Origin of the sequence: Bradyrhizobium vignae, from assembly GCF_900324035.1 — a bacterium.
Lineage (GTDB): Bacteria > Pseudomonadota > Alphaproteobacteria > Rhizobiales > Xanthobacteraceae > Bradyrhizobium > Bradyrhizobium vignae.
In genome coordinates, this window is sequence record NZ_LS398110.1 from 2115765 (window position 1) to 2141300 (window position 25536).

A 25536-nucleotide genomic window follows, 5' to 3' on the forward strand; every position below is an offset into this window, starting at 1 on the left:
CGCGAGTTGTAAGGATCGGGAGCGACATCATGTCAGCAGATGCGACGGCAACGCAGTCTCCCAGCAAGTATGATCGCCTGATCGCCGCGGCCAAGGCAATCCCGCCGACGCCGACTGTCGTGGTGCATCCCTGCGATGAGACATCCTTGCGAGGTGCCGTCGACAGCGCGTCTGCCGGCATCATCCGGCCGCTCCTGGTCGGATCGGAGCGCAAGATCAGGGATACGGCTGCCAGGTTCGGCCTGGACATCTCGGGTTATGAGATCGTGGATGCCGCACACAGTGACGATGCCGCCGCGAAGGGCGTCGAATTGATCCATGCCGCGCGCGGCGAATTGCTCATGAAGGGCAGCCTTCACACCGACGAGCTGATGCGAGCTGTCACGGCCAAGGTTGGGGGATTGCGGACCGATCGGCGCATCAGCCACGTTTTCGTCATGGATGTACCGGCCTACGCCGAGACGATCTTCGTCACTGACGCCGCCATCAACATCTTCCCCGATCTGGACGCCAAGCGGGACATCATTCAGAACGCGATCGACCTCTACAATCAGGCGGGCTTCGGCAAGTCGCCGCGGGTGGCCATCCTTTCCGCAGTTGAAACGGTCACGTCGAAAATTCCGTCCACGATCGAGGCCGCGGCGCTCTGCAAGATGGCGGATCGCGGCCAGATCACCGGGGGCGTGCTCGACGGGCCGCTGGCGTTCGACAACGCGATCGACCTCGAATCGGCGCGGATCAAGGGCATCAAGTCCGAGGTCGCCGGCCGCGCTCAGATACTGGTCGTGCCGGACCTCGAGGCGGGCAACATGCTCGCCAAGAATCTTGCTTATTTCGCCAAGGCCGACGGCGCTGGCATCGTGCTCGGCGCGCGCGTGCCTGTTGTCTTGACCTCGCGCGCCGACACTCCGCGGGCGCGGATGGCGTCCTGCGCCGTCGCTGCGCTCTATGCTCATGCCCGGCGCCAGAAGGCGCCGGCAGTTTCGGCGTGACCGCCATGGACAGCATCCTTGTCGTCAACGCCGGCTCGTCGAGCGTCAAGTTCCAGGTCTTTGCGGTCGAGGGTGAGGGCATGCTGCGCCGCCTGATCAAGGGACAGGTGGATGGCATCGGCAGCCGGCCGCGCTTGCGGGCGAGCAGGGCGGGCAACGACCCCATTGCAGACCGAGCCTATCCGATCGAAACGATCCCAGACGTTCCAGCAGCAATGAACGTTGCGGGCGAATGGCTGCGGAACGAGGTGCGCATCCATCCGATGGCGGTCGGGCATCGCGTCGTCCATGGCGGGCCGGACTATGAACGACCGGTCCTGGTCGATCATGGCGTAGTGGCGCGGCTGGAGCGCTTCATCGCGCTGGCTCCGCTGCATCAGCCGCACAATCTCGCGCCGATCCGCTCGATCCTGACCAATTTCCCCGCGGTGCCGCAGGTCGCGTGCTTCGACACCGCGTTTCACCGCGCGCACGGTTCGCTGGCCGATCATTACGCCATCCCCCACCAGCTCCACGCCGAAGGCGTGCGGCGCTACGGCTTTCACGGCCTGTCCTATGAGTACATCTCCAGGACCCTGCTGCAGATCGCGCCAGACATCGCAAAGCGCAGGGTGATCGTCGCCCATCTCGGCAGCGGCGCCTCGATGTGCGCCATGAAGGACGGACTGAGTGTCGAGAGCACCATGGGATTCACCGCGCTCGACGGACTGCCGATGGGCACGCGTCCAGGCCAGCTCGATCCCGGCGTCGTGCTGTACCTGATCTCCGAGAAGGGGATGACGGCTTCCAAGGTGCAGGATTTGCTCTATCGCGACTGCGGCTTGAAAGGACTCTCCGGCGTTAGCAACGACATGCGCGAGCTGGAGGCAAGCACCGACCCGCAAGCCAAGCTGGCGCTGGACTATTTCGTCTATCGCATCGGCCTCAATGCCGGCATGCTCGCCGCGGCACTCCAGGGTCTCGACGCCTTTGTTTTCACCGCCGGTATCGGCGAGAATTCGAGCAGTATCCGTGGCTGCGTGGCGGAGCAGCTCGGCTGGCTCGGCGTGATGCTCGATACGGCCGAGAATGCGCGCCATGCGCGGCTGATCTCGGCGGCGACAAGTCGTATCCCCGTCTACGTCGTGCCGACCGACGAGGAGCTGATGATCGCGCAGCATACGCTGGCGCTTCTGATGAACGGCCACTCGCCAAACTCCAGACATGAGAGGGTGTCATGATCCCAGCATTTCCGGACAGCAAGGTCGCCCTGAAGGGGAAGAAGGGGCTCGTTGTCGGCATCGCCAACGACCAGTCGATCGCCTGGGGCTGCGCCAGGGCATTCCGGGCGCTCGGCGCCGATCTCGCCGTCACCTATCTGAACGACCGCGCCAAGAAGCACGTCGAGCCGCTGGCGCAGGCGCTGGAAGCACCGATATTCATGCCGCTCGACGTCATGGTCGAAGGCCAGACCGAAGCGGTGTTCGAGCGCATCAAGTCGGAGTGGGGCCAGCTCGATTTCCTGCTTCATTCCATTGCGTTCTCGCCCAAGGAGGCGTTGCACGGCCGGGTCGTCGATGTCGGCCGTGACGGCTTCCTCAAGACCATGGACGTCTCCTGCTGGTCGTTCCTGCGCATGGCGCATCTCGCCGAGCCGCTGATGAAGAACGGGGGCGCGCTGTTCACGATGACCTATTACGGCAGTCAGATGGTGGTGGAGAACTACAACATCATGGGTGTCGCCAAGGCCGCGCTCGAAGCCTCGGTTCGCTACGCTGCCGCCGAACTGGGTCCGAAGGGGATCCGCGTGCACGCGATCTCGCCGGGACCGCTTGCAACCCGCGCGGCTTCAGGCATTCCGGAGTTCGACGAACTGATGGACAAGGCGCAGTCCAAGGCGCCTTCGCGCAGCCTCGTGAGCATCGACGATGTCGGGAACGCCACCGCCTTCCTCGCGCTCGACGGCGCCAAGCTGATCACCGGCGGCGTGCTCTATATCGACGGCGGCTACCATATCATCGATTGATCGCGCAATCGCGCGTTGTCACGCCGCTGGTGCGCCGATGCCGATGCTCTCGAGCAATTCGCGCCAGAGCTTGCGGACGCCGGCGTGACGCTGCTCGAGCGCCGCACTTACCGCATCGCGATGCTGCGCAAGATCTGTGCCCTTGAGAAACAGAATCTGGGCCTGCAACAGCCGGCCGCTCTCGAATTCGATCCGGCGCAGCGCCATGACAAAGGGATCCTGCGCATTGGCCTCGAGCGGTAGCAGCGCAGCCGGCCGGATGCCGGCATGCACGGCGTGGGCTAGCGTTGCGAGGTGTACCGCCTGGTTAAGGTGAGGGTCTGCGATCCCGTCGATCGGCGCAGGCGCCCAGGCCGTCTCCCAGGACGCGACCATGTAGCCCAGGGATAGATCCAGCCCCCAGGATGTGGCGCGCAGCAGCAGTGAGACGATCTCGGCCTCGCGATAGAATTGCGCGTTCAACTCGGTCTGCCATGCCGCGTCGAGCCGCGCCGGCAGCGTGAAGGCGAATTGCCGCGCGAGGGCGCCGTGCGCCGAGATCAGGAATGCTGCGACCCGCGTCTGCTGGTACGGTGGAATGCGGCCGTCCGGCTCGACGGGACCGAGGAAGTCGCTCATGGCAGCGCTCGCTTGACCGGGAGGGCGCGCAGATGATCGTAGCCGGCCGGAAACGGCGTGAGCTCGCCGCCGGGCTGGTCCGGCGCCACCCAGACCGCCTGATTGCCTTGCCAGCGGCCGGCCAGCACCTCCTCGGCAAAGCGCGCCAGCAGATCGGCCGTGAGCGCGCCCTTCTCCAGCGTGAAGGCGTGGTAGGCCTTGGGAATGATCACCAATGAACTGTCCGGAATCTCGACACGCAAGGTGTCGTGCAGAGCGCGCGGGGTCAGAAAGTCGAACTCGCCATTCAGGATCATGGTCGGAACCGAGATCGCGGACAGGCGCGGCGTGAGCGGCTGGAAATCCAGGAAGGACTCCATCAGGTTCTGGAGCGCGTAGACATCATTGACCAGCCAGCCCTGCCGCTTGACGCTGTCGAGCTTGTCCAGCAGCGGCTTCAGCCATTGGTCGGACAGATTCATCGGCAGCAGCAGGTCCTGGAGGTAACTTGTGCCGCCAAGGATCAGCCCGGTCCGCAGCGCATTGCCGAGCAGCAGAAGCTGCGGCGTGAGCTCGGCGAAGCAGCTCATCGGCACCAGGCCGGACAGCCGTTCGCCATGCGCGATAGCATAGCGCAGTGCAATCAGGCCGCCGAAGCTGATGCCGCTCAGGAAGATTGGGCCGTTGCCGAGCTCGCCGATCAGGAGGCCCAGCGCGGCGACCTGGTCGTCCTGGCTGATGAACAGCGTCGGCTTGTCGGAGGCACCCTGGCCGAGCAGGTCGAAGGTGGCAACGCGAAAGCCGCGCGCCAGCAGGGCCTCGCGGTATGCGCCCCAAAGCTCGGAATATTGCGTCAGCCCGTTCACCAGGACATAGGCCGGCGCGCCCGCCGGCCCGTCGAGCTCATAGCGGACCCGGTATGACCCATGACTGAGGAAAGGCATTACGCTGGCCGGCGGCGATTTCGATCGCGCGATCCTCAACGTCGGCAAGCACATTCCGTTGAGTTAGATCAAAGCTCGCCCGGTCGTCCTGCCTAGCGTGTCGCCAAAATACGCCAGGGAGGACTCCGCCATGACCGCGAGGGATATCGTCAAGCGCAGCTTGATCAGTCTGGTCCTGCTGCTGGTCGGCACTGCGCTCGCAGTCGCACAACCCTTCACGCGACGTTCGTCGCAGGTGCAGCATGACGGGTTGAAGAAAACCTACGAGCTTGCCAACTTCCGCCTCGGCGGCAAGTACGACCTGTCCGATCCCTCGAAATGGGAGAACGGCGGCGAGGGGGGCGTCACCCTTGAGTCGTTGGGCGCGGGCAAGCTGCACACGGCCTATATCGCCATCGGAAACGCCCGGCGCAATGCAGCCGGCGAGATCACCAATGCCATCGTTATCAACTCCTACTACTCTGGCGATTCCACTGATATGTACGAGCAATGGGTCAAGGGCGCGGCGCTATCAGGCGGCGTGCCGATCATCGGACCCGGCCGCCCCATCGACACCGACCGCTATTACGTGATCATGGTCGATCCGCTCGGCACCTGGGGAGCGAGCAAGCCGTCGGATGGTCTCGGAATCAGGTTTCCGCAGTACAGCTACTACGACATGGTGCAGGCCAATTACCGCCTGCTGCGCGACGAGCTCAAGGTTGCGCGCGTCGCGCTGGTCACCGGCGTCTCCATGGGCGGCACGCAGACTTACGTCTGGGGCGTGATGCACCCGGAATATATCAACGCCCTGATGCCGATCGGCGGCACCACGCAGTCGGATGGCGAGGACCCCGTCGGCAACTGGACCTTCCAGATGATGACGGCGGCAATCCAATCCGATCCCGTCTGGCAGTCCACCAACGGCGATTACTATAAACTGCCCAAGGAGAAGCACCCGGTGCCGGGCCTTGCGTTCGGCTGGTCGATCCTCGGAATGACGGGTTACGATTTTGCCTTCCGCACGAGTCAGAACTGGTCCGCGGTGCAGCCCGAGATTTTCTACTGGGACCCGCCGAACGAGAAGGCAGGCTTGAACGTCACCAACCGCGCCAAGCTTTATGATGCGGTCGACCTCGTCTGGCGCAATCGAGTCGGCGAGACACACAACATCAATGCTTATCTCGGCCGTATCCAGGCCCGCACGCTGGTGATGCACATCACCAATGATCTCTGGCTGAATTTCAAGCTGGCGCAGAAGGCCGTCGACCGCGTGCCGGGCGCGGACCTGATCGCACAGGAAAGCCCGGTCGCCCATTACGGCGTGTTCCCGATCATCAATCAGCGCAAGAACGACCCGAAGTTCGTCGCCTTCATGGACGACGTGGCGGCACTCGATCGCGCTCAGAAATTCGTCGACAAAAATTATCGTGCGCCCAATGTTGCCGACAATATCGATCCGAAGAAGTCGTTCTGGAAGGCGTATGTGACCTATCCCTATCCGGTCAAATTCGCCGACGCCAAGGACAAGCGCGGCAACTCCTGGGAAATCGGCTACATGGACGAGTATGCTGGGACCGACAAGGACCCGAAGGTGCTCGTCATCATCCATGGCAAGGGCGCATTCGGCGGCCATTACGGCAACATCATGCAGTACGCCCTGCGCAGCGGTCTTCGCGTCATCGTGCCGGACCTGCCGCATTACGGCATGTCCGGGCCCGGCAATCTCGACAAGAGCCCGGCGCGGACAATGCAGGACATGCGTGAGGTGATCTACGACCTCGTCGTCAACCAGCTCGGCGTCAAGAAGGCCTATTATCTCGGCCATTCGCTCGGCGGTCAGTTCGTGATGGGCTACGCGCTGACCTGGCCGGATGCGCTGCAAGGCCTAGCCCTGGAAGCGCCGTCCGGTCTCGAGGAATATCCGCGCGAGATCACCATCGCCAAGGACAAGAAGGCGCCGCTGTTCGATCCGACCCTCGGCCGCGACTTCGATAAGTGGAAACAGATCTGGGATCAGACCGGCATTCTCGCAGCGGAGAAGGCGCGCGACGAGCAAAACATCCGCGACTTCTTCTATTTCAAGAAGCGGGACCCCGACACTGGCGTGGTCTCGGCAGCCAAAAGCGGCTACTTCTTCAGTGACAGCGAGTATGCCCGCTTCCACACCGAGCAGCGCGTTGGACTCACCAAAGGCAACCCCAAGGAGCTCGATCAATGGTGCAACGTCTTCATCTTCGACATCTACACCATCGGTGCCGAACTCCAGCAGGATGATCCGAAGAATCTCTATGAGCGGGTTATCCAGATCAAGGCGCCGATCTTCCTTGCGTTCGGCGACAAGGAGCCTTTCATCCCTACACCTGCCTTCAACGGGCTGACTGACCTCGGCCGCGATGTCATTACGCCGTTCATGACGAGGATGACGAATGCCGGCAATCGGCCGATGCTCAAGGTCTATCCGGAGACCGGTCACTTCATCCATACCGACAATCCTGTCGAATATGCCGCCGATGTCGCGGACTTCGTGACCAAGGGAACGGTCGACACCTCTTCGCCGCTCGGCACCGACCGCATGATCAAGGGCGCGGTGGTGTCGGCCTTGCCGGTGGCGCCGACGCCGCCCGGTGCGGCGCCGACGGCCGGTCTCAACAAATAGGGTGCGCTATGCCGAAAGTGCAGGCGGGCGAAGTCCAGCTTGGCTGGCGGGAGTGGGGACAAGGCGACGTGACCGTCGTCTTCATCCACGGCAATCTCGCCAGCAAGGACTGGATCGAGCTCGCCGCACCGATGTTTCCAAGTGGACTCCGCGTCATTGCCATTGACTGGCGCGGCTGCGGCGACAGCGCCCGGCCGAAGCCGGCGACCAACTACGCCAACTACTCCATGCAGCAGCATGCGCAGGACATGCTGGTGGCGCTCGATGCGCTGGGCATCCGATACTGCCATCTTGCGACCCATTCGACCGGCGGCATCATTGCTGCGCGGATGCTGTTGATGCAACCGCGGCGGTTTGGCCGTGTGTTCGCGCTGGACCCGGTGACGCCGCTCGGCATGGCCTTCAATGCCGATCAGATTGGGCTGTTCAGGGCGATGATGGCGAGCAAGGAGCTGACGCGGTCCGTCATGGCGACCGCCGCCTCTTCGTTGTTCGTCCCGGAGAGCCTTGCGCCGAACATGGTGCCGCGCTTTCGCGAGGGGCTCGGCGAGATCCAGGCGCTGTTCGATCGGATCATCGAGCAGACCTTCGTCGTCTCCGAGGGGATCTGGATCGGAACGCCGGTCAACTTGACACACGAGAGGGAGAGCGGCGAGCTGGAGCGGCGCATGCCGGAGATCCGGCATCCGCACCTCGTGTTGTGGGGCGAGCGGGACGGCTGGATCGCCCCGGCCGATCTCCGTGCCATGGCCGAAGCGATGCCGGATTGCCGGCTGGTCATCGTGCCGGGCATTGGGCATTCGATGAACCTCGAATCGCCGGCGCTTTATGCGGGCTATTTTGGTGCCTGGTTCGGAGGACTTGCCGCGTCACAGTCAACGGCGCCAGGCTGACGACCGGCGGTATCCTCGATGTCGACGGCGGCCGTCACGTCATCGATTGATCGGCGCGCCGCCACGCTGAGCGGTCCGGCGACCCATGGGCCGATGGTGACATATTGCCAGTGTTTTGCCCGACGGCGCAACGGCTTCGGAGCGAATCCGGAGTGAACAAGAAACCTCAGTCAATTCAGCCCCATGGCTACTGTGCATGGGGTTGTTTTTCGACTCTTTGAGTCAGCGATAGTGCAGCGCGATCAATTCGGCGACGCAGGCGGGCTTCTTGCCGCCCTCGATCTCGATCACGAGGTGATAGTTGACGCGCAATCCGTTGGGCGGCACGTCCTCGGCTTCGGTCACCGTGACGCGGCCGCGCAGCTTCGAGCCCGCCGGAACCGGCGCCAGATAGCGGATGCGGTCGGCGCCATAGTTGAGCGTGTTGCGCAGGCCCTTCAGGCCGATAACCGAGCGGATGAACAGGGGCGCCAGGGCAAGCGAGAGCAGCCCGTGAGCGATGGTCTTGCCGCCGGGCATCTCCTTGCTCGCGCGCTCCTGGTCGACATGGATCCATTGCTCGTCGCAGGTCGCCTCGGCGAACTGATTGATGCGATCCTGCGTGATCTCGATCCAGTCGCTGGCACCGATCTCGGAGCCGACGGCTGATTTGATCTCGTCGAAGTCGCTGAATATCCGCATGGGCTCAGAGCCTCATCTCCGGAACATTGTCGGGTATGGCGAGCTCGGCCTCCGTCAGCGCCAGGACCTCGCCGACGCTGACGCCGGGCGCGGTCTCCAGCAGCGTCGCCTTGCCCTCGGGGAAGCCGATCACGGCCAGGTCGGTGACGACCAGATTGACAGGACGCGCCGAGGTCAGCGGCAGCGAGCATTTGGCCACGATCTTCGACTTGCCCTTGGCCGCGTGCTGCATGGCGACGATGACCCGTTTGGCGCCGCTGACGAGATCCATCGCGCCACCCATGCCCGGCACCATCTTGCCGGGAATCATCCAGTTGGCGAGATGACCGTGCGCGTCGACCTGGAGGCCGCCAAGCACGGTGACGTCGACATGACCGCCGCGGATCAGGCCGAACGACATCGCGCTGTCGAAAGTCGAGGCGCCCGGCAGCGCGCTGATCGGGCGGCCACCGGCATCGGTGAGCGTCGGATGCGCCATGCCCTGCTCGGGAATCGGGCCGGTGCCGATCAGGCCGTTCTCCGACTGGAAGAAGACCTTGAGCTCGGATGGGACGTAGTTGGCCACCAGCGTCGGAATTCCGATGCCAAGGTTGACGAGGTTGCCGCTCTTCAATTCCTGGGCAACGCGCCGGGCGATGACGATCTGCGGATCCATGGCTCACCCGTTGGTAATGAGATAGTCGACGAGCGGCGCGGGCGTGACGACATGATCCGGCGCGATCACGCCGACCGGCACGATATGCTCCGCCGTCACAATGACGGTGTCCGCCGCCATTGCCATGACCGGATTGAAATTGCGCGAAGTGAGGGCGTAGGCCAGGTTGCCGAGGTAGTCGGCGAGGAAGGCATGGACGAGGGCGAACTGGGCGCGCAGCGCCGTTTCCAGCAGGAATGGCCGGCCGTCGACTTCGATCTGACGCTTGCCTTCGGCGACGAGCGTCCCGACCCCGGTCGGCGTCAGGACGCCGCCGAGACCGCACCCGCCGGCGCGGATGCGCTCGACGAAGGTGCCTTGCGGCACCAGGTCGACGGCGATCTGGTTCGCCAGCATCTGCTGCTGGGCTTTCGGATTGAGGCCGATATGGGTTGCCGTCAGCTTCGAGACCAGCGTCTTGTCGAACAGCTTGCCGACGCCCTTGCCCGGTGTCGCTGCGTCGTTCGAAATCAGCCTCAGGTCTGTCTTGTTCTGGCGCACGACTTCATCGAGCAGCCGCTCCGGAGTGCCGACGCCCATGAAGCCGCCAACCATCACGCTGGCGCCCGCCGGGATCATCGCAACGGCTTCTTCGACGGAAACGGCCTTCATGATTGAACTCCCGGTCGCCCCACGTTGGCACAAGGGCGGTGCACGGATGATGGGACCCGGCGACGATCCTCCTTTGATCTGCGTCAAGGCTTCCGATCATTCCGTTCCGGGCCGCCACCAATCTCAGTCAGTTCACGATCGCGTTGAGATGAGGCTCACGCGGGATGTGCGGAGCCGAGATCGAGAACCAGCCGCACCGTCTTCGGATCATCACTTCGCGCAATTCTGAAGTCGGACTTTTTCGAACACCCGGCGCGTCGACGCGTTGCCGGACAGAACCTCGGACGTGAGCTCCCAAGCCTGCCTGAGAGTGATGCTCGCGACTGTCCCGCCAAACCAGGCATGAATTTTGTTCAAGGTTATCTGCGCCAATCTACGATTTCGTGTGCTCGGGTCCGTCTCTGGGGCGTCGCGAGCGGCTCGTCCCCTCTGCTAGCCGCCGTAGCCATGGCCGATTATCTGCAGGGTCGCGATCGGCACCGTTGACACCATTCCCCCACGGAGCTTCGCTTCATGGCCTCAGCTCAACGCGTGACCGGCTAGCCCGTACACCCACGGCTCGTTTTCCTTCCGGTTCAGAAATCGCTTTCCTTTCGACATGGTCGAGACGGTGTCGTTTATCCCGAGGCGGCTCTGCTGAAGGAAGTCCGCAAACGGACCCGTCTGCTCCCGCGTATCGACGCGGACGAATTGCCCCGCGAGATCTCTGAGATGCACGGCCGTGAGATGGATCGCGTCACAATCATTGCTGGCGACGATCGGGCCGATCACATGACCGCGCCCGAATTCGCGCTTCATGGAAAAACCGACGGCCTCCCCGCCGCGGCGCAAGACGGAGATTGCGGCACCTTCAGAAAGCAATGCGAGCAGCTTCTGCCGGTTAGCTCCGAACGCGCGTTCATCCAGTGCCGCGATCTCTCCGATGTTCGCAGTGGACAGCGAGCTCAATTCAGCGGTCAGAGCCGGCACCGGCGGAGGTGGTGAGACGGCCTCTCCTTGCCACTGATACACGGTGGCTTCCTTCGTAAACCCCAGCGACAGATACAGATGATAGGCGGCATGGGTTGAGTTGAGGGTCAAATTCCGATCGCCACACCGCTCGAAAACCTGCTCCATGAGCCAGCGGCCAGTACCTTGTGCCTGGGTTCGGGGTGATGTGATCACCAGGCCAATCGTCGCGAATTCGTGGCCATAGGGGAACCACATCGCGCTGCCGAAGACGCGCCCTATGCCATCCACGGCCACGATGCCGTGGCCGGCGCGGCGCAGGAAATCCCAATCCTTCGGGCGGTGCGGCCAGCCGACACCGATCGAAAGCGCGTGGAGCAGCTTCACATCAACGTCGTTGATGTCCTTGGCCACCAGTTCAAAGGACTTCACGCGGACCGTTCGTCCCATTCAGCTCATCCGTTTCTTTGCGGCCCCCAAACCTTGGGGGCCTCGCCGGCCTTCTGCTTCGTGCCGCACAAGCCCTGTTTTGCAGCAGCATAACGCGGAAGGCCAGCAGGTTTCGCCTGTTTGGCAGGCGGTATTCGGAATGTTCCACCGCAAGCGCAACTCGGTTCAGCAGGGAAAGCTCCTGATTGCGGCCTATCGATATCCGGCAACAGCAGGCAGGGTGAGCCCCAGTGAATATCGCCGCCTTTCCAGCCCTCAGTGGCCGGCCGGGCCGGTCTCAATGCCCAGCATCCCAGGTGAGGACCTGAGAGGACCCCGTCGATGGCGTTCCTTTTCAATTCCGATGCTGCTCGGGGGGCAATTTTCCGGCAGGCCTTTGCGCGCGAACTCCCTGATCTCGAATTCCATCATTCCGGTGAATGCGTCGATCCGGAAAAGGTACGCTACCTGCTGACCTGGAACGTACCCAATGATGTCGCGCGGTTTCGAAATCTGGAAGTGCTCTTTTCCATCGGTGCGGGGGTCGATCAATTCAAGCCTGAGACGATACCCGAGCGCGTGAAGCTCGTGCGCATGGTCGAGGACGGCATCATACGCATGATGCAGGAGTACGTGGTGCTTGGCGTGCTGACTCTCCATCGGGAGATGCTGGCCTATCGGGAGCAGCAGGGAAGGGGCCTTTGGCAAGCCCTTGCAAGTGTTCAGTCGACCGATCGGCGCGTGGGCTTCCTCGGGCTTGGGATGCTGGCGCAAGCTGCGATCGATCGCCTGAAACCGTTTCGATTTCCGCTTGCCGCCTGGAGCCGCAGCAAAAGAACGGTCGAGGGTATCACCTGCTTTCACGGCGACGATCAGCTTGGCAGCTTTCTGAAAGGAACGGACATCCTCGTCTGTCTTCTGCCCCTGACAAAGGAAACGAGCGGCATCCTGAATGCGAGGCTTTTCTCGCTCTTGCCGACGGGAGCAAGGCTGCTGCACGTCGGCCGTGGCCCGCAGCTTGACCAGGGCGCACTCATCGAGTCGCTGGACAGCGGCCATCTTGCAGCGGCCATGCTCGACGTCACCGATCCCGAGCCACTGCCGGAGAGTCATCCACTCTGGTCCCATCCGAAGGTGATCATCACGCCGCATATCGCGTCCGTGACGCAACCGCATACGGCGGCACAATCGGTCATAGAGAACATCCGGCGCCACCGCGCTGGACAAAACCCGATCGGCCTCGTCGATCGAACACGCGGCTACTAACAGGAAGAACACCATGTCGCTTCTGGTCACCATCGACACCAATCCGGATTTCGCACCGAAGCACGCCTTGCCTGCTCCGGAACGGCTCATTTCTGGCAATCCATCCTTCAAGACCTGGGCGCAGGATGCCTCGAAGGGCGAGAAGGTGCTGACCGGCGTCTGGGAGGCAACGCCCGGCGAGACCCACTCCATCAAGGGTACCACTTTCGAGTTCTGCCACATCCTCTCGGGCCTGATCGAAATCGAGGAAAAGGGTGGCGAGACCAGGAGGTACCGCGCCGGCGACAGCTTCGTGATGAAACCTGGCTTCGTCGGGGTCTGGCGCACGATCGAAACCGTGCGGAAGATCTACGTCTGCCATTATGACTGAGACGATGCTGAGGGCCGCTATTGAGCGGCGCTCAGAATATTCGACTTGCGAGGCCGCGTCTGACCAGCTTCAACGCGGCCAGTTACTTCATTCTCAATGAAAAATGCGGCGTGCGGTCCTGTATTGCTCGCATGAGACGGCTTCGCCTCGCCAATCGCACATCCAGGCCGTGATGGCAGGGCTGGCCCGAAGAAGGAGCAAGCCCATGATTGCATTCGGATCTGCATCTGAAACAAGGAAAGGGGGCGGCTGAACCGCCCCCTTTTTCCTTTGCAGCGCAGATCTCTCTCGAAGCTTTCCAAGAACTGAAGTGCCGCGAGAGATCCTGAAAAGAACTGCGCTCACGCGCTTTTGCGCAGGGGCTCCAGGCCGACTGCCGCAGCAAGCCAGTCGATGCCAGCGACCTCGGTATATTCATAGAAGGGATTGGCGGGCTCGTGGCCGCGGTTCACCCACACCTTGCTCTTGATGCCCAAATCGTAAGCCGTCATCAGGTCGTAGCGGAAGGAGGAGGAAACGTGCGTAATGTCTTCCGGCCCGCAGCCCAGCCTGTCCAGCATATATTCGAAGCCCTTCATGTGCGGCTTGTAGGCGCCGGTTTCCTCTGCCGTGATGACCATGTGGAAGGGAGCGCCGAGCTTTTCGACGTTCGACATGATGAGGTTCTTCATCGAGTTTGACAGGATGACGAGCGGGATTTCCTTTGCAACCCGAGCCAAGCCTGCCGGAACGTCGGGATGCGGGCCCCATGTCGGCACCTCGTCATAGATGCGCTCGGCATGCTCTGGCCGGAATGCGATGCCGTTGCGCTTGCAGGCGCGCTCCAGTGCATTGTGCACGACGTCGAGATAGGGCTTCCACGCGCCGAGAACCTCGTCCAGGCGATAGGCCGAAAAATCCTTGATGAGCTTTTCCATGGCCGTCGACGAGAGCTCGGAGCCATAGACTCTCCTTGCCGCGCCGGCCATGTCGAAGTTGGTCAGCGTCCCGTAGCAGTCGAAGGTGATGTATTTGGGTCTGAACGTCGCCATGGCTTGAATTCTCCAATCCTCACGCACCGCTTGCCGGTACGAGAAGCATCCTAGCGAGCAGCGCGCAAGACAAAGCGCCGATGTCGCGGTGGCCGGGAGCAGATTGTGTCGTATCGGATCCGAGCTGTGGTAGAGAGTTGCGGGAAGAAGGTTCTCCGCGCTGATCCACGCTGCCGTGCGCCGCTCAATCCCGGCATAAGATGTCGAGTCGGTCGTCAATCAAAGTCAAAATGCCTTCCGTCCATGTCCGGCCCGGGAGCAACTGCTGTCTTCGGCACTCTACGTTGAGCCTGAAGACATCGCGGTGGCCGCACAGACGTTGCGGTTGATCTGGAGGACGACATGTTGAGCAACTCGCTGATTGAACTCGATCGTGCGCATCTGATTCACCCGGTCTCATCCTATCGCAGCCACGAGACCACGGGCGTCCGCGTGCTGAAATCAGCGAAAGGCGCGACGCTGACCGATGTCTCGGGGCGTCAGTTGCTCGATGGCTTCGCGGGTTTGTGGTGTGTCAATGCCGGCTACGGACAGGACAGCATCATTGAAGCGGCTTCGAGGCAGCTCCGCGAACTGCCTTATGCGACGGGCTATTTCGGGTTGGGCTCGGATCCCGCCATCCGGTTGGCCGCAAAGCTGGCTGAATTGGCGCCTGGCGATCTGAACCATGTCTATTTCACCTTGGGTGGCTCCGATGCCGTCGATAGTACGATCCGGTTCATCCGTTACTATTATCATGCCAAGGGTACGCCACAGAAGGATCAGTTCATTTCCGTCGAATCCGGCTATCATGGATCGTCGACGGCAGGGGCTGGCCTGACGGCGCTGCCTGCCTTTCATGCGGGCTTCGGAGTGCCTTATAGCTGGCAACACAAGATTCCATCGCACTATGCCTATCGAAATCCTGTCGGGACTCATCCCCAAGCCATCATTGCCGCCTCGGTCGCGGCCTTGCGGGAGAAGATCGCCGAGCTCGGCGCCGATCGTGTTGCCGCCTTCTATGTCGAGCCGATACAGGGGTCCGGAGGCGTGCTCGTTCCGCCGCCGTCCTGGCTGAAGGCCATGCATGCTGTCTGCAAGGAGCAAGACATTCTGTTCGTTGCCGATGAGGTCATCACCGGCTTTGGCCGTGTCGGTCCGCTCTTCGCGTGTGAAGAGGACGATGTCGTGCCGGATCTCATGACTACGGCAAAAGGACTGACCTCGGGCTATGTGCCGATGGGGGCCGTTCTGATGTCCGACCGCGTCTACAACACCATTGCCGATGGTGCCGGCAAGGCGGCCGTGGGTCACGGCTACACCTATTCCGCCCATCCCGTCAGCGCAGCCGTGGGACTCGCGTGCCTTGACCTCTACGAAAACGGCTTGCTCGAGAACGGCCGCAAGGCCGGGCAACGTCTGCTGGAAGGTCTTCGCGCGCTGGCCAATCATCCCCTCGTCGGCGATATCAGGGGTCGCGGCATGCTGGCGGCAATCGAACTCGTCACCGATAAGCAGCGCAAGACGCCTCTGCCGGCGGAAGCCGACGCGGCGCGCCGCATTTTCGACCGCGCATGGGACAACGGCCTCGTCATCCGCGCTTTTGCCCAGGGCGTGCTGGGCTATGCGCCACCGCTCTGCTGCACGGATGGCGACATCGATGCCATTATTGAGCGGACGAGAACTACGCTCGACCAGACGCTCGAGGACAAGGACGTCCGCGCAGCGATGAAAGGATAAGCCACGGCGCCTGTCCCCTAGCCGTTGAAGATGCTTTCGAGCGGCAGATGGGATTTCACGATCGGGGACTTCAGCACGACGAAGCTGAAATATTTGTCGATACCGATATCCATCTCGACCAGGCGCTCCATGATCGCCTGGTATTCGCTGATCCCTGCCGTGATGAATTTCACGAGATAGTCGTACCCGCCCGAGACGAGATGGCATTCGACAACGGAATCGACCTTTTCGATCGTTGTGAGGAAGCGCGCGAAATCGATCTGCCGGTGATTCTTGAGGGTGATTTCGGCGAACACAGTCAGAGTTTGTCCGAGCTTCGCAACGTCGATCTGGGCGGAATAGCCGGTAATGAAGCCCTCCGACTGGAGCCTCTTGACTCGCATCAGGCACGGGCTCGGGGATAGGTTAATCAGCTCTGCGAGCTCGACGTTGGAAATCCGCCCGTTCTTCTGCAGTTCGCATAAAATCCGGATGTCGATCTTATCGAGCTTCATAGCAATGCCACGAGATGGGGTGAGACAACGGCGTCAAGGCTCCGAGGCTTCAGCGTCACGCGCACTGTCATAACATCAACCAGCATCTTTTCCCAACCGGGGCGGAAACTGGATTCTAGAAGTCGCTGACCTTGCCCCAGGCGCTCATTTTCAGCCGCTCCGGCCTGTAGGGGTGAGGGTCGACGATTGGCGCGCTGCCCGTAATGATGTCTGCGATCATATGCCCCGCGCCTGGGCCGATTCCAAAGCCGTGGCCGCTGAACCCCGCTGCCAGGATGAAACCCGGAATCGACTGAACTTCGCCGATTGCGGGGATGCCGTCGGGCGTGCTGTCGATGTAACCGCCCCAGACATTCGAGATTTCGACGCGCTGAAGTTCCGGCACGAGCTTGCAAGCTCGTCGATGCGTTGCCCTAATCTGCCTCATGTCAGGGCGAGGATCGAGCGTTCGGTTCAGCTCCATGGGGGTCACCTCGTCGAGCCGCCATTTCGCCAGGGATTCATGGCCTTGCCGCAGGCCCTCGAAAGCCCCAGGGCTGAGACTTCGCCACCGGCGGGCGAACATCGGCAGGAATTCGCGGCCGAATCTGAATTGCTGCGGCGTGGGGTCAACTCGCGCGCGCCCGCTGATAGCGAGCGTGTATCCGCCATTGCCACGCCGGGTCAGCGAGACGAGCCCGGTGTAAAGGGCATCAGGCAGGCCGGCAGCGCCAGGAGCCAAAGCGAGAATGGACTGGCGCACGGACGCCTGTGGGAAACGAATTCCCAGCTGGTTGCAGAACGAAGATGCCCACGCGCCTCCTGCCATGACCGCCGTCTTCGTCCGGATCGTGCCGGCCTCGGTCACGACCCCGCTGACCCGGCCGCCACTGAGCTCCAAGCCGCGCGCCGCGCATTGCTGGTGCACCGTGCCACCCGCCGCCATGATCGCACGCGCGGCGATGGGCACGGCCTTTGAAGTATCCGCCGTCCCGTCGGTGGGAGAGAAGACGCCACCTTTCCACCTGCGGCCCGTGACCTTGCCTCGCTCGCTGGCTTCTTCCGCACTCAACATGTGCGTCGTAACGCCTACAGTCCTGGCGAAGTCACGCCACTTGGCCCAGCCCTCAAGCTCGCTTTCGTCGTTCGACAAATACAACAGGCCGCAGCGGCGGAAGCCGGTATCTTCACCGGTCTCATGGGCAACTTTCTCCCAGAGATCGAGGCTCTTGGTTGCAATCGGCAACTCGCGCGCGTCGCGGTTCTGTTGGCGGCACCATCCCCAGTTGCGGCTGGATTGCTCGGCGGCGACGCGGCCCTTTTCAAGCAAGGCGACCTTGACGCCTCGACGCGCCAGGTAATAGCTCGCGAACACGCCGACCACCCCGCCGCCGATGACGACGACGTCCGCCTCTCGAGGCAGGGAAGGGCTGGATTCGATGTGCATGAGTGGCGGGTTCATGGGGGCGGGGACTCCGATGCTTGGCGTATCGTATCCGAGCAGCTGCGGCAGGCGCGCTCCGGACTTTCGTGGTTGGGCGGAATTTCCTGCGGTTTACGGCTTGCGGTGCAGGCAGTTATTGCAAAGATATTTGGATTGCACGCCATCTCATGGGCGTGAAGAATGACGGGTGGTCTCTGCAATGAGGTCTGTGTTTTCGTGACTTGCAGGCAAGCCTCAGCCGAACATGTGCGCCGGCAGCCGCAGACCGAAATGCCAAATCGGGCTTCGTTTTTAGAATTTCATGCTGCCTGTCTGGCGCGTTTCGGCGACTCCGGGATGGTTGAAGCGGTCAGAGTTATGAACACCGGATCAATGTCGATCAACGGGCAGAATTCAAAAAGTGACGCGCGATGGGCCTTGTCTGGGAGGAGACCTTTGCCGAAGCGATAGGCGCCAATGGCAGCCTCTCGGACCTCCGCTCATCGTTCGAGCGATCCATTCGACCGCTCGCCCGCGCTCAGCGACGCCTTGTCTGTAGGGCAGCCAGCTCTCAATCATGCCGTATTCACCGCGCGGAGAATGGCAGAATGAGCGACGAGGTGTTGACCTGTCCGAGCGCGGCGGCGGCAAAAGTGGCCGAAGAGCCGATCCGCAACGTCACGGGACGCGCTTGAAAGGGGAGAAGGTTCAGATGACCTCTGCCCCGCAGCCTTTAGCCTCGGAAGATGTGGCGCTCGCGGTCCGCGACCTGACCGTGAGCTTGCCGGCAGGCATGGAGCGGGCGCACGCCGTCGAGAACGTTTCCTTTGAACTGAAGCGCGGCCAGATCCTCTGCATCATAGGCGAATCCGGATCAGGCAAGTCGGTCACGGCCAACGCGATCATGGGCCTCTTGCCCAAGTCGATCCGCGTGTCCTCCGGAGCAATCCGTCTGCAAGGCATGGACCTCGTAGGACTCTCGCCGGAGAGTCTGCGCGACCTCCGTGGCCGTGTTGTCTCCATGATCTTCCAAGACCCGCTATCCGCTCTCAACCCGCTGATGACGGTGGGCGCGCAGATCGAGGAAGTGATGGCGGCGCACCGCATGGGAACGCCGAAATCCCGCCGTAGCCGCGCCATAGAACTGTTGACCGAGGTGGGCCTGCCGGATCCGCCGCTCATGTATCATCAGTATCCGTTCCGGCTCTCGGGCGGGCAGCGACAGCGGGTGATGATCGCCATGGCTCTGGCTCTGGAGCCTGCGATCCTGATCGCCGACGAGCCGACCACCGCACTCGACGTGACGACCCAGGCACAGATTCTGCAACTGATCCGCGACATTCAACGCCGCAAGGGAATGAGCGTGATGTTCATTACCCATGACTTCGGAGTCGTGGCGGAGATTGCCGATTCCGTTGTGGTGATGGAGAAGGGTCATTGCGTGGAGCAGGGGAGCGCCGAGCAGGTGTTGAAGTCCCCGAGCCATCTCTATACGCGCCGCCTGATCGCGGCCGTGCCGCATCTGACGGGCAAGGACCGCGTCCCGGCGGAAGCTGCGGCCGCGGCCTCCATTCTGAAGGTCGAATGTCTGGTCAAGACCTACCGCAGCGGCAGTGCGCTGTTCGGTAGGCGCCGGATCGTACCAGCGGTCAATGGCGTGTCGTTCGACCTTTCGCCGGGGCGCACCTTGGGCGTTGTTGGAGAAAGCGGCTCCGGCAAATCCTCGCTCGGTCGATTGTTGATCAAGCTCCTCGACAGCGACAGCGGCTCTATCCTGTTCGAGGGACGGGACGTTGCCCGGCTCTCCGAAGCCGAGTTTCGGCCGGTTCGGCCAAAGATCCAGATGATTTTCCAGGATCCATTTGCCTCGCTCAATCCGCGATCAACGGTCGGCCAAATTCTGACGGTCGGCCCGATCGCGCACGGAGTGCCTCACAAGGCGGCATGTGAGCAGGCGCGAGAGCTGTTGGCCCATGTCGGCCTGGATGCGGGAACCTTCGATCGTTATCCCCACGAGTTCTCGGGCGGCCAACGTCAGCGCATCGGAATCGCTCGGGCGCTGATGTTCAAGCCGAAGCTGCTGATCGCTGACGAAGCGGTCTCCGCGCTCGACGTATCGATCCAGGCGCAGATCTTGAAGCTTCTGGACCAGATTCAGCGGGAGACCGGCGTATCGATGATCTTCATCACGCACGATCTGCGCGTGGCCAGCCAGATCTGCGATGAAATCGCGGTCATGCATCGAGGGCAGATCGTCGAGCACGGACCGCCATCGCAGATCTTCCTGAATCCGAAATCCGCCTACACGCGAGAACTCGTCGCTGCCATCCCCGGCGAGCAGCAAAGCAGCGCCCGCGCCGTTGGAAGCCAATCGACACTGGCCGGACATAGCCACAAATGAGGAGGGGTCATGACTGAAGCAAAGACTGCATCGATCTATTCGCGGCGTAGCGCACTCCAGCTGATGATCGCCGGCGCGGCCGGCCTTGCCGGATCAAATCTGCTGGACAAACCTGCGCTCGCGCGCACTTCTCCAGCAAAGCCAACCGGCCGCGTGATCGTCGGCCTTGGTCAAGAGCCGACCGTCTTCAATCCGCTGATGGTGCACATTGAGGTCGATGATGGTGTGCATTTCTCGGTTTTCGATGCGCTGTTCCGCATCGATCCTCAAGGCGTCATTCAACCCAATCTAGCCCTGGAAGTGCCGGACCAAAAGAACGGCGGCATTACGGAGGACGGTCTCAAATGGCGCATTCGTTTGCGTGACGATGTCCGCTGGCACGACGGCAAGCCTTTCACCGCCGAGGACGTGAAGTTCACTCTCGAACTCATCATGAATCCCAACTTCCGCAGTTGGCGCACGGCCGGCCATGCTCTCGTGCGCGACATCACGGTGATCTCGCCCACGGAGATCTCGTGGCGGATGGAAGAGGCCTTTGCGCCATATTTGTCGTTCCTGACCGAAACCTTCATCGTGCCCAAGCACGTTCTCGAGAAAGAGGCCAATCCGAACAGCGCCGCCTTCAACCAGGCGCCGATCGGCACCGGGCCGTTCAAGTGGGGACAGCGGGTCGCCGGCGATCATCTCGAACTCGTGGCGAACCTCGATTACTTCGGCGAAGGCCCTCATATCGAGAGGCTGGTCTTCAAATACATCCCTGACCTCACCGTCCTCTACACCCAGTTCAAGAGCGGCGACATTGACCTCGTGGGTCAACCCTACATCACGCCTGATCACTATGCGGAAGCCAAGACGCTGCCGAACCGGGTGGTGACCCTGGTTCCAAGGACCTCGTTCGAGTCCTTTTACCTGAACCTCGAGCGCCCGCAGTTCAAGGAGCTGGCGGTTCGCGAGGCGCTGTACGCGGCGATCGACAAGGAGGCGATCATCCAGGGGCTCTATTACGGCGTGCCGAGCCCGACGGAGACCTTCATGCCCCGGCAGTCCTTCTTCTTCAACGCCAATCTGCCGCTTCACCAATTTGACGTGAATCGCGCGGGCAAGATCCTCGATCAGGCCGGCTGGGCAAAGGGCGGGGACGGCATTCGCACCAAGAATGGCGTTCGTCTGTCCTTTACCAATTCGACCACGTCCGGCGATCCCCTCCGCGAGCAGGTACAGCAGTTCCTGCAGCAGACGTTTGCGCAACTGGGCGTCGAGATGAAGATATCGAACCTGCCTGCCGCCGTGATGTGGGGCGAGTTCTGGATGCAATCGCAGTTCGATTCCGTAATCGTCGGGAGCTCGTATCTGATCGGCGCCGACCCGGACGTCACCAATCGCCTGCACTCCCGCTCGATCGCAGCCAAGGGCGGCCGCGGCTCGAACAATGCACAATACGCCAATCCGGAGGTTGATGCTTTGCTCGACAAGGGCGCACGCACCTTCGATCCGGAAGCGCGGCGCGCGATCTACTTCCGGGTACAGGAACTCGTGCGTCGCGACCTGCCTTTCCTGCCGCTGTATCAAAGCAACGCGGTCGAAGGTCTCAAGAAGGGGATCAACGGTTTCGTGCCGAACGGCAATACGCGCACGGAATCCTGGAATGCGCTGGCCTGGTATTGGGCGAGCTGACGTGCTGCCGGCCGAGGCCCTGTGGCGAGGTCGGCGCTGGAGTGATGCTGCAACGTCAACATCAACATGGTGACTCGAATGTCCGGGTTCCTGCTCAATCGTCTCTCGCAGAGCATCGTGCTGCTGGTGATCGTCTCGATCATCGGCTTCACGGTTCTCAACCTCATGCCGGGTGGTCCTCTCGCGCAGTTCGGGCTCGATCCGGGCATGACCCAGAAGGATGTGGAACGACTCGCAACGCAGCTCGGGTTGAACCGGCCGCTGTGGATTCAGTATCTGGATTGGGCCTGGCGGCTGCTCCAGGGCGATTGGGGACACTCATTCCGCGATGGCTCTTCCGTGCTTGCGGTGATCGGTCGCCATCTGCTGGCGACGCTGCTGCTGATGGGCACGTCCACAGCCTTGGCGATCGCGGTCGGCACCTGGATCGGCATCCGCGGGGCAACCCATCGCTATTCCCTGTTCGACTATTGCGCGACGATCGGCGCCATGGTCGCGCTGTCGGTTCCGACTTTCTGGTTCGGCCTGATCGGCATCTACATCTTCACCCTGAAGCTCGGCTGGGTGCCCGCAGGCAACATGTACACGATCGGCGACGGCTCGGTGCTGGACTATCTGCATCACCTGATCCTGCCGAGCCTGGTGCTGTCGCTCGTTCATGTCGCTATCTGGAGCCGTTACATGCGCACGGCGACGCTCGATGCGCTCAGTCAGGATTTCGTCAAGACGGCCCGCGCCAAGGGCGTGAGCGAACGCCGCATCCTGCTGAAGCATGTCGTCGGCAATGCGCTGTTGCCGATGATCACTCTGGCAGGGATGCAATTGCCCAGCATTCTGACCGGCGCATTGGTCACAGAGACCGTGTTTACCTGGCCGGGAATGGGCCGGCTGTTTCTCGATAGCCTCGGCTATAGCGACTATCCGGTCGTGATGGGGCTGTTGATCTTCTCGGCCATCCTGGTCGTGTTGGGCAATCTGATCGCAGACATCGTCATCGCCACCGTCGACCCGCGCATTCGCCTGGGCTGAGTCCGCGGACGGCCGGTAACAGGAGGCAGCAGATATGACCGCCATCGTCGTCCATGCAGCTCCCGTTCGCTGGTGGCGCAGCCGTGCAGTAAACCGCTTCATGCGTCATCATCTGGCGCTTGTTGGGATCGCAATGATCACCCTGCTCGTGCTCGCGTGCGCCATTGGGCCCCATGCTCTGCCCTACGACTCGCTGCACATAGATTTGCGTGCCCGCTTTGCTCCGCCTCTCACCGGTCAGCACTACTTCGGAACGGATCCGTTGGGGCGTGATCTGGCTGTGCGACTGCTAATGGCTGGGCGGGTTTCGCTGCTGGTGGGATTCTCGGCGATGCTATTGTCAACGCTGATCGGAACGCTCGTCGGCGTGACGGCCGGCTATCGCGGCGGCTGGGTCGGGGCAGCGCTGATGCGCATGGTGGACGGCTTCCTCTCTTATCCCTCGATCTTTCTCGTGCTGGCGCTGGCGGCAACGCTGCGGCCGAGCCCGGTGATGATTACCGTGATCATTGCCGTCACCAGCTGGATGGAGACTGCGCGTATCGTGGAAGCCGAGGTCCGCTCACTGCGTGAGCGCGAGTTTGTCCAAGCTGCGCGTATGGTGGGCTTACGCAGAGGCCACATCATGTTTCGCGAGGTCCTGCCCAATGCGGTGGGCCCGATCATCGTCGCCGCAAGCCTGGCGGTCGCCCGCGCGATCCTTCTTGAAGCCTATATCAGCTTCCTCGGCTACGGCATCCAGCCGCCGCTGCCCAGCTGGGGCAACATGCTCAACGGGGCACAGCAATATCTGGCGAGCGCTCCATGGCTCGCCATCATTCCCGGTGCCGCAATCACGATAGCGGTGACGAGTTTCAACTTCATCGGCGACGGCCTGCGCGACGCGCTCGACGTCCGAAACGACCATATCTGATCATTCGACCTGAATGCGATCCGAGCGCAAGGCCAGGCCACCCGTAACACGTGAGAGCAAACCCCATGCACGCGCCGAGAGTTGTCGAGAAGGCGACGCCCTATTGGTGGGAAGCCGCGCGGCATGCATGCGGCGCGCAAGCTCATGGGACATGACGCGCAGGCGCGCACCGCCCTTGATTTCCGGCCGCCGTCCTTCATCCCGTTCTATCGAGGCAATCCCTGGTTCATACCTGCCTTCATCCAGACCTATCGCATGCGTGATCGGATCGCGTTGTGGCGTGCCAGCCGCTGATGGCTGGCGGCATGGCGTCCAATTAGCGGCACCGCCGCCTCTCGAAAGAAGAGAATCGATGCACTACGTCTCCACACGCGGCCATTCGGGCCGCAAGCAGTTCTGCGAGATATTGCTCGAGGGGCTCGCGCAAGATGGCGGGCTCTACGTTCCCGAGAGCTACCCTCGCGTGGACGACGCTACGCTGAAGGCGTGGCGCAACTTGCCGTACGCAAGCCTGGCTTTCGAAATCCTGTCGCTCTATGTCAGCGACATCCCGCCTGCCGACCTGAAGGCAATCTGTGACAAGACCTATACCTCGGAGGTCTTCGGAAGTCCTGATATCGCGCCGCTGCGAAGGCTGGAGCCAGGGCTTTACCTGCAAGGTCTGTCGAACGGTCCCACGCTGGCGTTCAAGGACATGGCCATGCAGTTGCTCGGCAATCTGCTCGAGTACGAGCTGGCGCGCCGGCACGAGGACTTGAATGTTCTTGGCGCGACCAGTGGCGACACCGGGAGCGCGGCGGAATATGCCATGCGCGGAAAGAAAGGGGTGCGGGTCTTCATGTTGTCGCCCCGCGGGCGGATGAGCGCCTTTCAACAAGCTCAGATGTTCAGCCTTCAGGACGACAACATCCACAACATCGCGATAGACGGCGTGTTCGACGACTGCCAGGACATCGTCAAGCGCGTGTCAGGCGACCTGGAATTCAAGCGACGGTACAACATCGGGGCTGTCAATTCGATCAACTGGGCGAGGTTGGTCGCGCAGGTCATCTATTACTTTTCCGGTTACCTGCAAGCATCCGAAACGGCGCCCGAAGGCGTGAGCTTTGCCGTGCCTTCAGGAAACTTCGGCAACATCTGCGCCGGTCATGTTGCGCGCATGATGGGGCTTCCGATCTCTCGTCTCGTTCTTGCAACCAACGAAAACGACGTGCTTGACGAGTTTTTCCGCACGGGCGTGTATCGCGTCCGAAGCCGGGCTGACACGCGCGAAACATCGAGCCCCTCGATGGACATTTCCAAGGCATCGAATCTCGAGCGCTTTGTATTCGATTTGCTCGGGCGCGATGCACGCCGGACGAAGGCGCTATTTGATGATCAGCTCAGCGAGCGAGGCCTCTTCGACCTGATTGGAGATCCCGACTTCGCAAAGGCGGCCGCACGGTTCGGCCTTCGCAGCGGCAAGAGCACCCATGCTGACCGGTTGGCGGCGATCCGTGACATTTGGGAGCGCTACAACACCACAATCGACCCGCACACCGCCGATGGCGTGACGGTCGCGCGCATGCACATGTCGCCCGAGGTGCCGATGATCGTGCTCGAAACTGCTCAGCCCATCAAATTTGCTGCCACCATCAAGGAGGCGTTGGGACGGGAGCCGGATCGTCCGAGACGTTTCGAGGGCATCGAAGAGTTGCCGCGCCGGGTTAAAGTCCTTCCTGCGGATGCACGCGCGGTCAAGAGCTATATCGCCGAGATCATGCAGGGTACGACCAGCAGAAAGCCCGCTTTCGGATCATGAACT

22 protein-coding genes and 1 pseudogene are annotated in these 25536 nt (G+C 62.0%); 14 read left to right on the forward strand and 9 right to left on the reverse strand.

The genetic code is table 11. The features are described 5' to 3' along the window. Positions 1–29 precede the first annotated feature (29 nt). Genes BRAD3257_RS10360 through fabI form a run of 3 tightly spaced genes read left to right on the forward strand, consistent with a single transcriptional unit; the run spans position 30 to position 2997 of the window. Entirely contained in the window at positions 30–992 is a 963-nt protein-coding gene (locus BRAD3257_RS10360; protein WP_122401733.1) for a phosphate acetyltransferase, read from the forward strand. Between the two features lie 5 nt (positions 993–997). Continuing rightward, the gene (locus tag BRAD3257_RS10365) at positions 998–2212 is read left to right on the forward strand and encodes an acetate/propionate family kinase (protein ID WP_122401734.1); all 1215 of its coding nucleotides are present in this window, start codon (positions 998–1000) and stop codon (positions 2210–2212) included. Next, positions 2209–2997: an enoyl-ACP reductase FabI gene (gene fabI / locus BRAD3257_RS10370; RefSeq protein WP_122401735.1), complete on the forward strand. Its 789-nt coding sequence runs from the start codon at positions 2209–2211 to the stop codon at positions 2995–2997. Before BRAD3257_RS10365 ends, fabI begins: the two co-directional genes overlap by 4 nt. Before the next feature lie 18 nt (positions 2998–3015). Here the strand turns inward: fabI and BRAD3257_RS10375 are convergent, their stop codons facing one another. Beyond that, positions 3016–3615, reverse strand: a complete 600-nt coding sequence (locus BRAD3257_RS10375; protein WP_122401736.1) for a hypothetical protein — start codon at positions 3613–3615, stop codon at positions 3016–3018. Beyond that, a complete protein-coding gene (locus tag BRAD3257_RS10380) occupies positions 3612–4538 on the reverse strand; it encodes an alpha/beta fold hydrolase (RefSeq protein WP_122401737.1) in 927 nt (308 codons plus the stop codon). Before BRAD3257_RS10380 ends, BRAD3257_RS10375 begins: the two co-directional genes overlap by 4 nt. A gap of 130 nt (positions 4539–4668) precedes the next feature. Here BRAD3257_RS10380 and BRAD3257_RS10385 point away from each other — a divergent pair, with 130 nt between their 5' ends. Continuing rightward, positions 4669–7176, forward strand: coding sequence for an alpha/beta hydrolase (locus BRAD3257_RS10385; protein ID WP_122401738.1), 2508 nt, complete (start codon positions 4669–4671; stop codon positions 7174–7176). 8 nt (positions 7177–7184) lie between these two features. Beyond that, the gene (locus BRAD3257_RS10390) at positions 7185–8069 is read left to right on the forward strand and encodes an alpha/beta fold hydrolase (RefSeq protein ID WP_122401739.1); all 885 of its coding nucleotides are present in this window, start codon (positions 7185–7187) and stop codon (positions 8067–8069) included. A gap of 222 nt (positions 8070–8291) precedes the next feature. Here the strand turns inward: BRAD3257_RS10390 and BRAD3257_RS10395 are convergent, their stop codons facing one another. From BRAD3257_RS10395 to BRAD3257_RS10410, 4 genes are all read right to left on the reverse strand, one after another. After that, the gene (locus BRAD3257_RS10395) at positions 8292–8750 is read right to left on the reverse strand and encodes a MaoC family dehydratase (RefSeq protein WP_122401740.1); all 459 of its coding nucleotides are present in this window, start codon (positions 8748–8750) and stop codon (positions 8292–8294) included. 4 nt (positions 8751–8754) lie between these two features. Continuing rightward, entirely contained in the window at positions 8755–9405 is a 651-nt protein-coding gene (locus tag BRAD3257_RS10400; RefSeq protein WP_122401741.1) for a 3-oxoacid CoA-transferase subunit B, read from the reverse strand. A gap of 3 nt (positions 9406–9408) precedes the next feature. Further along, positions 9409–10056 (reverse strand): CoA transferase subunit A, encoded by a 648-nt coding sequence (locus BRAD3257_RS10405; protein WP_122401742.1) that lies wholly within the window; start codon positions 10054–10056, stop codon positions 9409–9411. Between the two features lie 519 nt (positions 10057–10575). Continuing rightward, the gene (locus BRAD3257_RS10410; protein ID WP_122401743.1) at positions 10576–11454 is read right to left on the reverse strand and encodes a GNAT family N-acetyltransferase; all 879 of its coding nucleotides are present in this window, start codon (positions 11452–11454) and stop codon (positions 10576–10578) included. 321 nt (positions 11455–11775) lie between these two features. On the opposite strand from BRAD3257_RS10410, the gene BRAD3257_RS10415 reads away from it, so the two are divergent. Further along, complete coding sequence (locus BRAD3257_RS10415; protein ID WP_122401744.1) at positions 11776–12699, forward strand: 2-hydroxyacid dehydrogenase; 924 nt, start codon at positions 11776–11778, stop codon at positions 12697–12699. Positions 12700–12712: 13 nt separating this feature from the next. Then, positions 12713–13069 carry a cupin domain-containing protein gene (locus BRAD3257_RS10420; protein WP_122401745.1) on the forward strand — a complete coding sequence of 119 codons (357 nt, stop codon included), beginning with the start codon at positions 12713–12715 and terminating at the stop codon, positions 13067–13069. Between the two features lie 341 nt (positions 13070–13410). On the opposite strand, the gene BRAD3257_RS10425 is transcribed toward BRAD3257_RS10420, so the two are convergent. After that, on the reverse strand, positions 13411–14100 hold the full coding sequence (locus tag BRAD3257_RS10425; RefSeq protein WP_122401746.1) for a haloacid dehalogenase type II: 690 nt from the start codon (positions 14098–14100) through the stop codon (positions 13411–13413). Between the two features lie 342 nt (positions 14101–14442). On the opposite strand from BRAD3257_RS10425, the gene BRAD3257_RS10430 reads away from it, so the two are divergent. Then, a complete protein-coding gene (locus BRAD3257_RS10430; RefSeq protein ID WP_122401747.1) occupies positions 14443–15819 on the forward strand; it encodes an aspartate aminotransferase family protein in 1377 nt (458 codons plus the stop codon). Between the two features lie 17 nt (positions 15820–15836). Here the strand turns inward: BRAD3257_RS10430 and BRAD3257_RS10435 are convergent, their stop codons facing one another. Further along, on the reverse strand, positions 15837–16313 hold the full coding sequence (locus BRAD3257_RS10435; protein ID WP_122401748.1) for an Lrp/AsnC family transcriptional regulator: 477 nt from the start codon (positions 16311–16313) through the stop codon (positions 15837–15839). Between the two features lie 115 nt (positions 16314–16428). Continuing rightward, positions 16429–17754: an NAD(P)/FAD-dependent oxidoreductase gene (locus BRAD3257_RS10440; protein WP_122401749.1), complete on the reverse strand. Its 1326-nt coding sequence runs from the start codon at positions 17752–17754 to the stop codon at positions 16429–16431. A 673-nt stretch (positions 17755–18427) separates the two neighbouring features. Here BRAD3257_RS10440 and BRAD3257_RS10445 point away from each other — a divergent pair. The 6 genes and pseudogenes from BRAD3257_RS10445 (at position 18428) to thrC (ending at position 25533) form a co-directional block, all read left to right on the forward strand. After that, complete coding sequence (locus BRAD3257_RS10445) at positions 18428–20116, forward strand: ABC transporter ATP-binding protein (protein WP_122401750.1); 1689 nt, start codon at positions 18428–18430, stop codon at positions 20114–20116. Between the two features lie 9 nt (positions 20117–20125). Next, a complete protein-coding gene (locus tag BRAD3257_RS10450; RefSeq protein WP_122401751.1) occupies positions 20126–21790 on the forward strand; it encodes a peptide ABC transporter substrate-binding protein in 1665 nt (554 codons plus the stop codon). 78 nt (positions 21791–21868) lie between these two features. After that, positions 21869–22819 carry an ABC transporter permease gene (locus BRAD3257_RS10455; protein WP_122401752.1) on the forward strand — a complete coding sequence of 317 codons (951 nt, stop codon included), beginning with the start codon at positions 21869–21871 and terminating at the stop codon, positions 22817–22819. A 34-nt stretch (positions 22820–22853) separates the two neighbouring features. Beyond that, the gene (locus BRAD3257_RS10460; protein WP_122401753.1) at positions 22854–23732 is read left to right on the forward strand and encodes an ABC transporter permease; all 879 of its coding nucleotides are present in this window, start codon (positions 22854–22856) and stop codon (positions 23730–23732) included. A gap of 120 nt (positions 23733–23852) precedes the next feature. After that, positions 23853–24026 (forward strand): annotated as a pseudogene (locus BRAD3257_RS10465) (oxidoreductase); the annotation flags it as partial. Positions 24027–24084: 58 nt separating this feature from the next. Next, positions 24085–25533: a threonine synthase gene (gene thrC, locus BRAD3257_RS10470; protein ID WP_122401754.1), complete on the forward strand. Its 1449-nt coding sequence runs from the start codon at positions 24085–24087 to the stop codon at positions 25531–25533. Positions 25534–25536 lie beyond the last annotated feature (3 nt).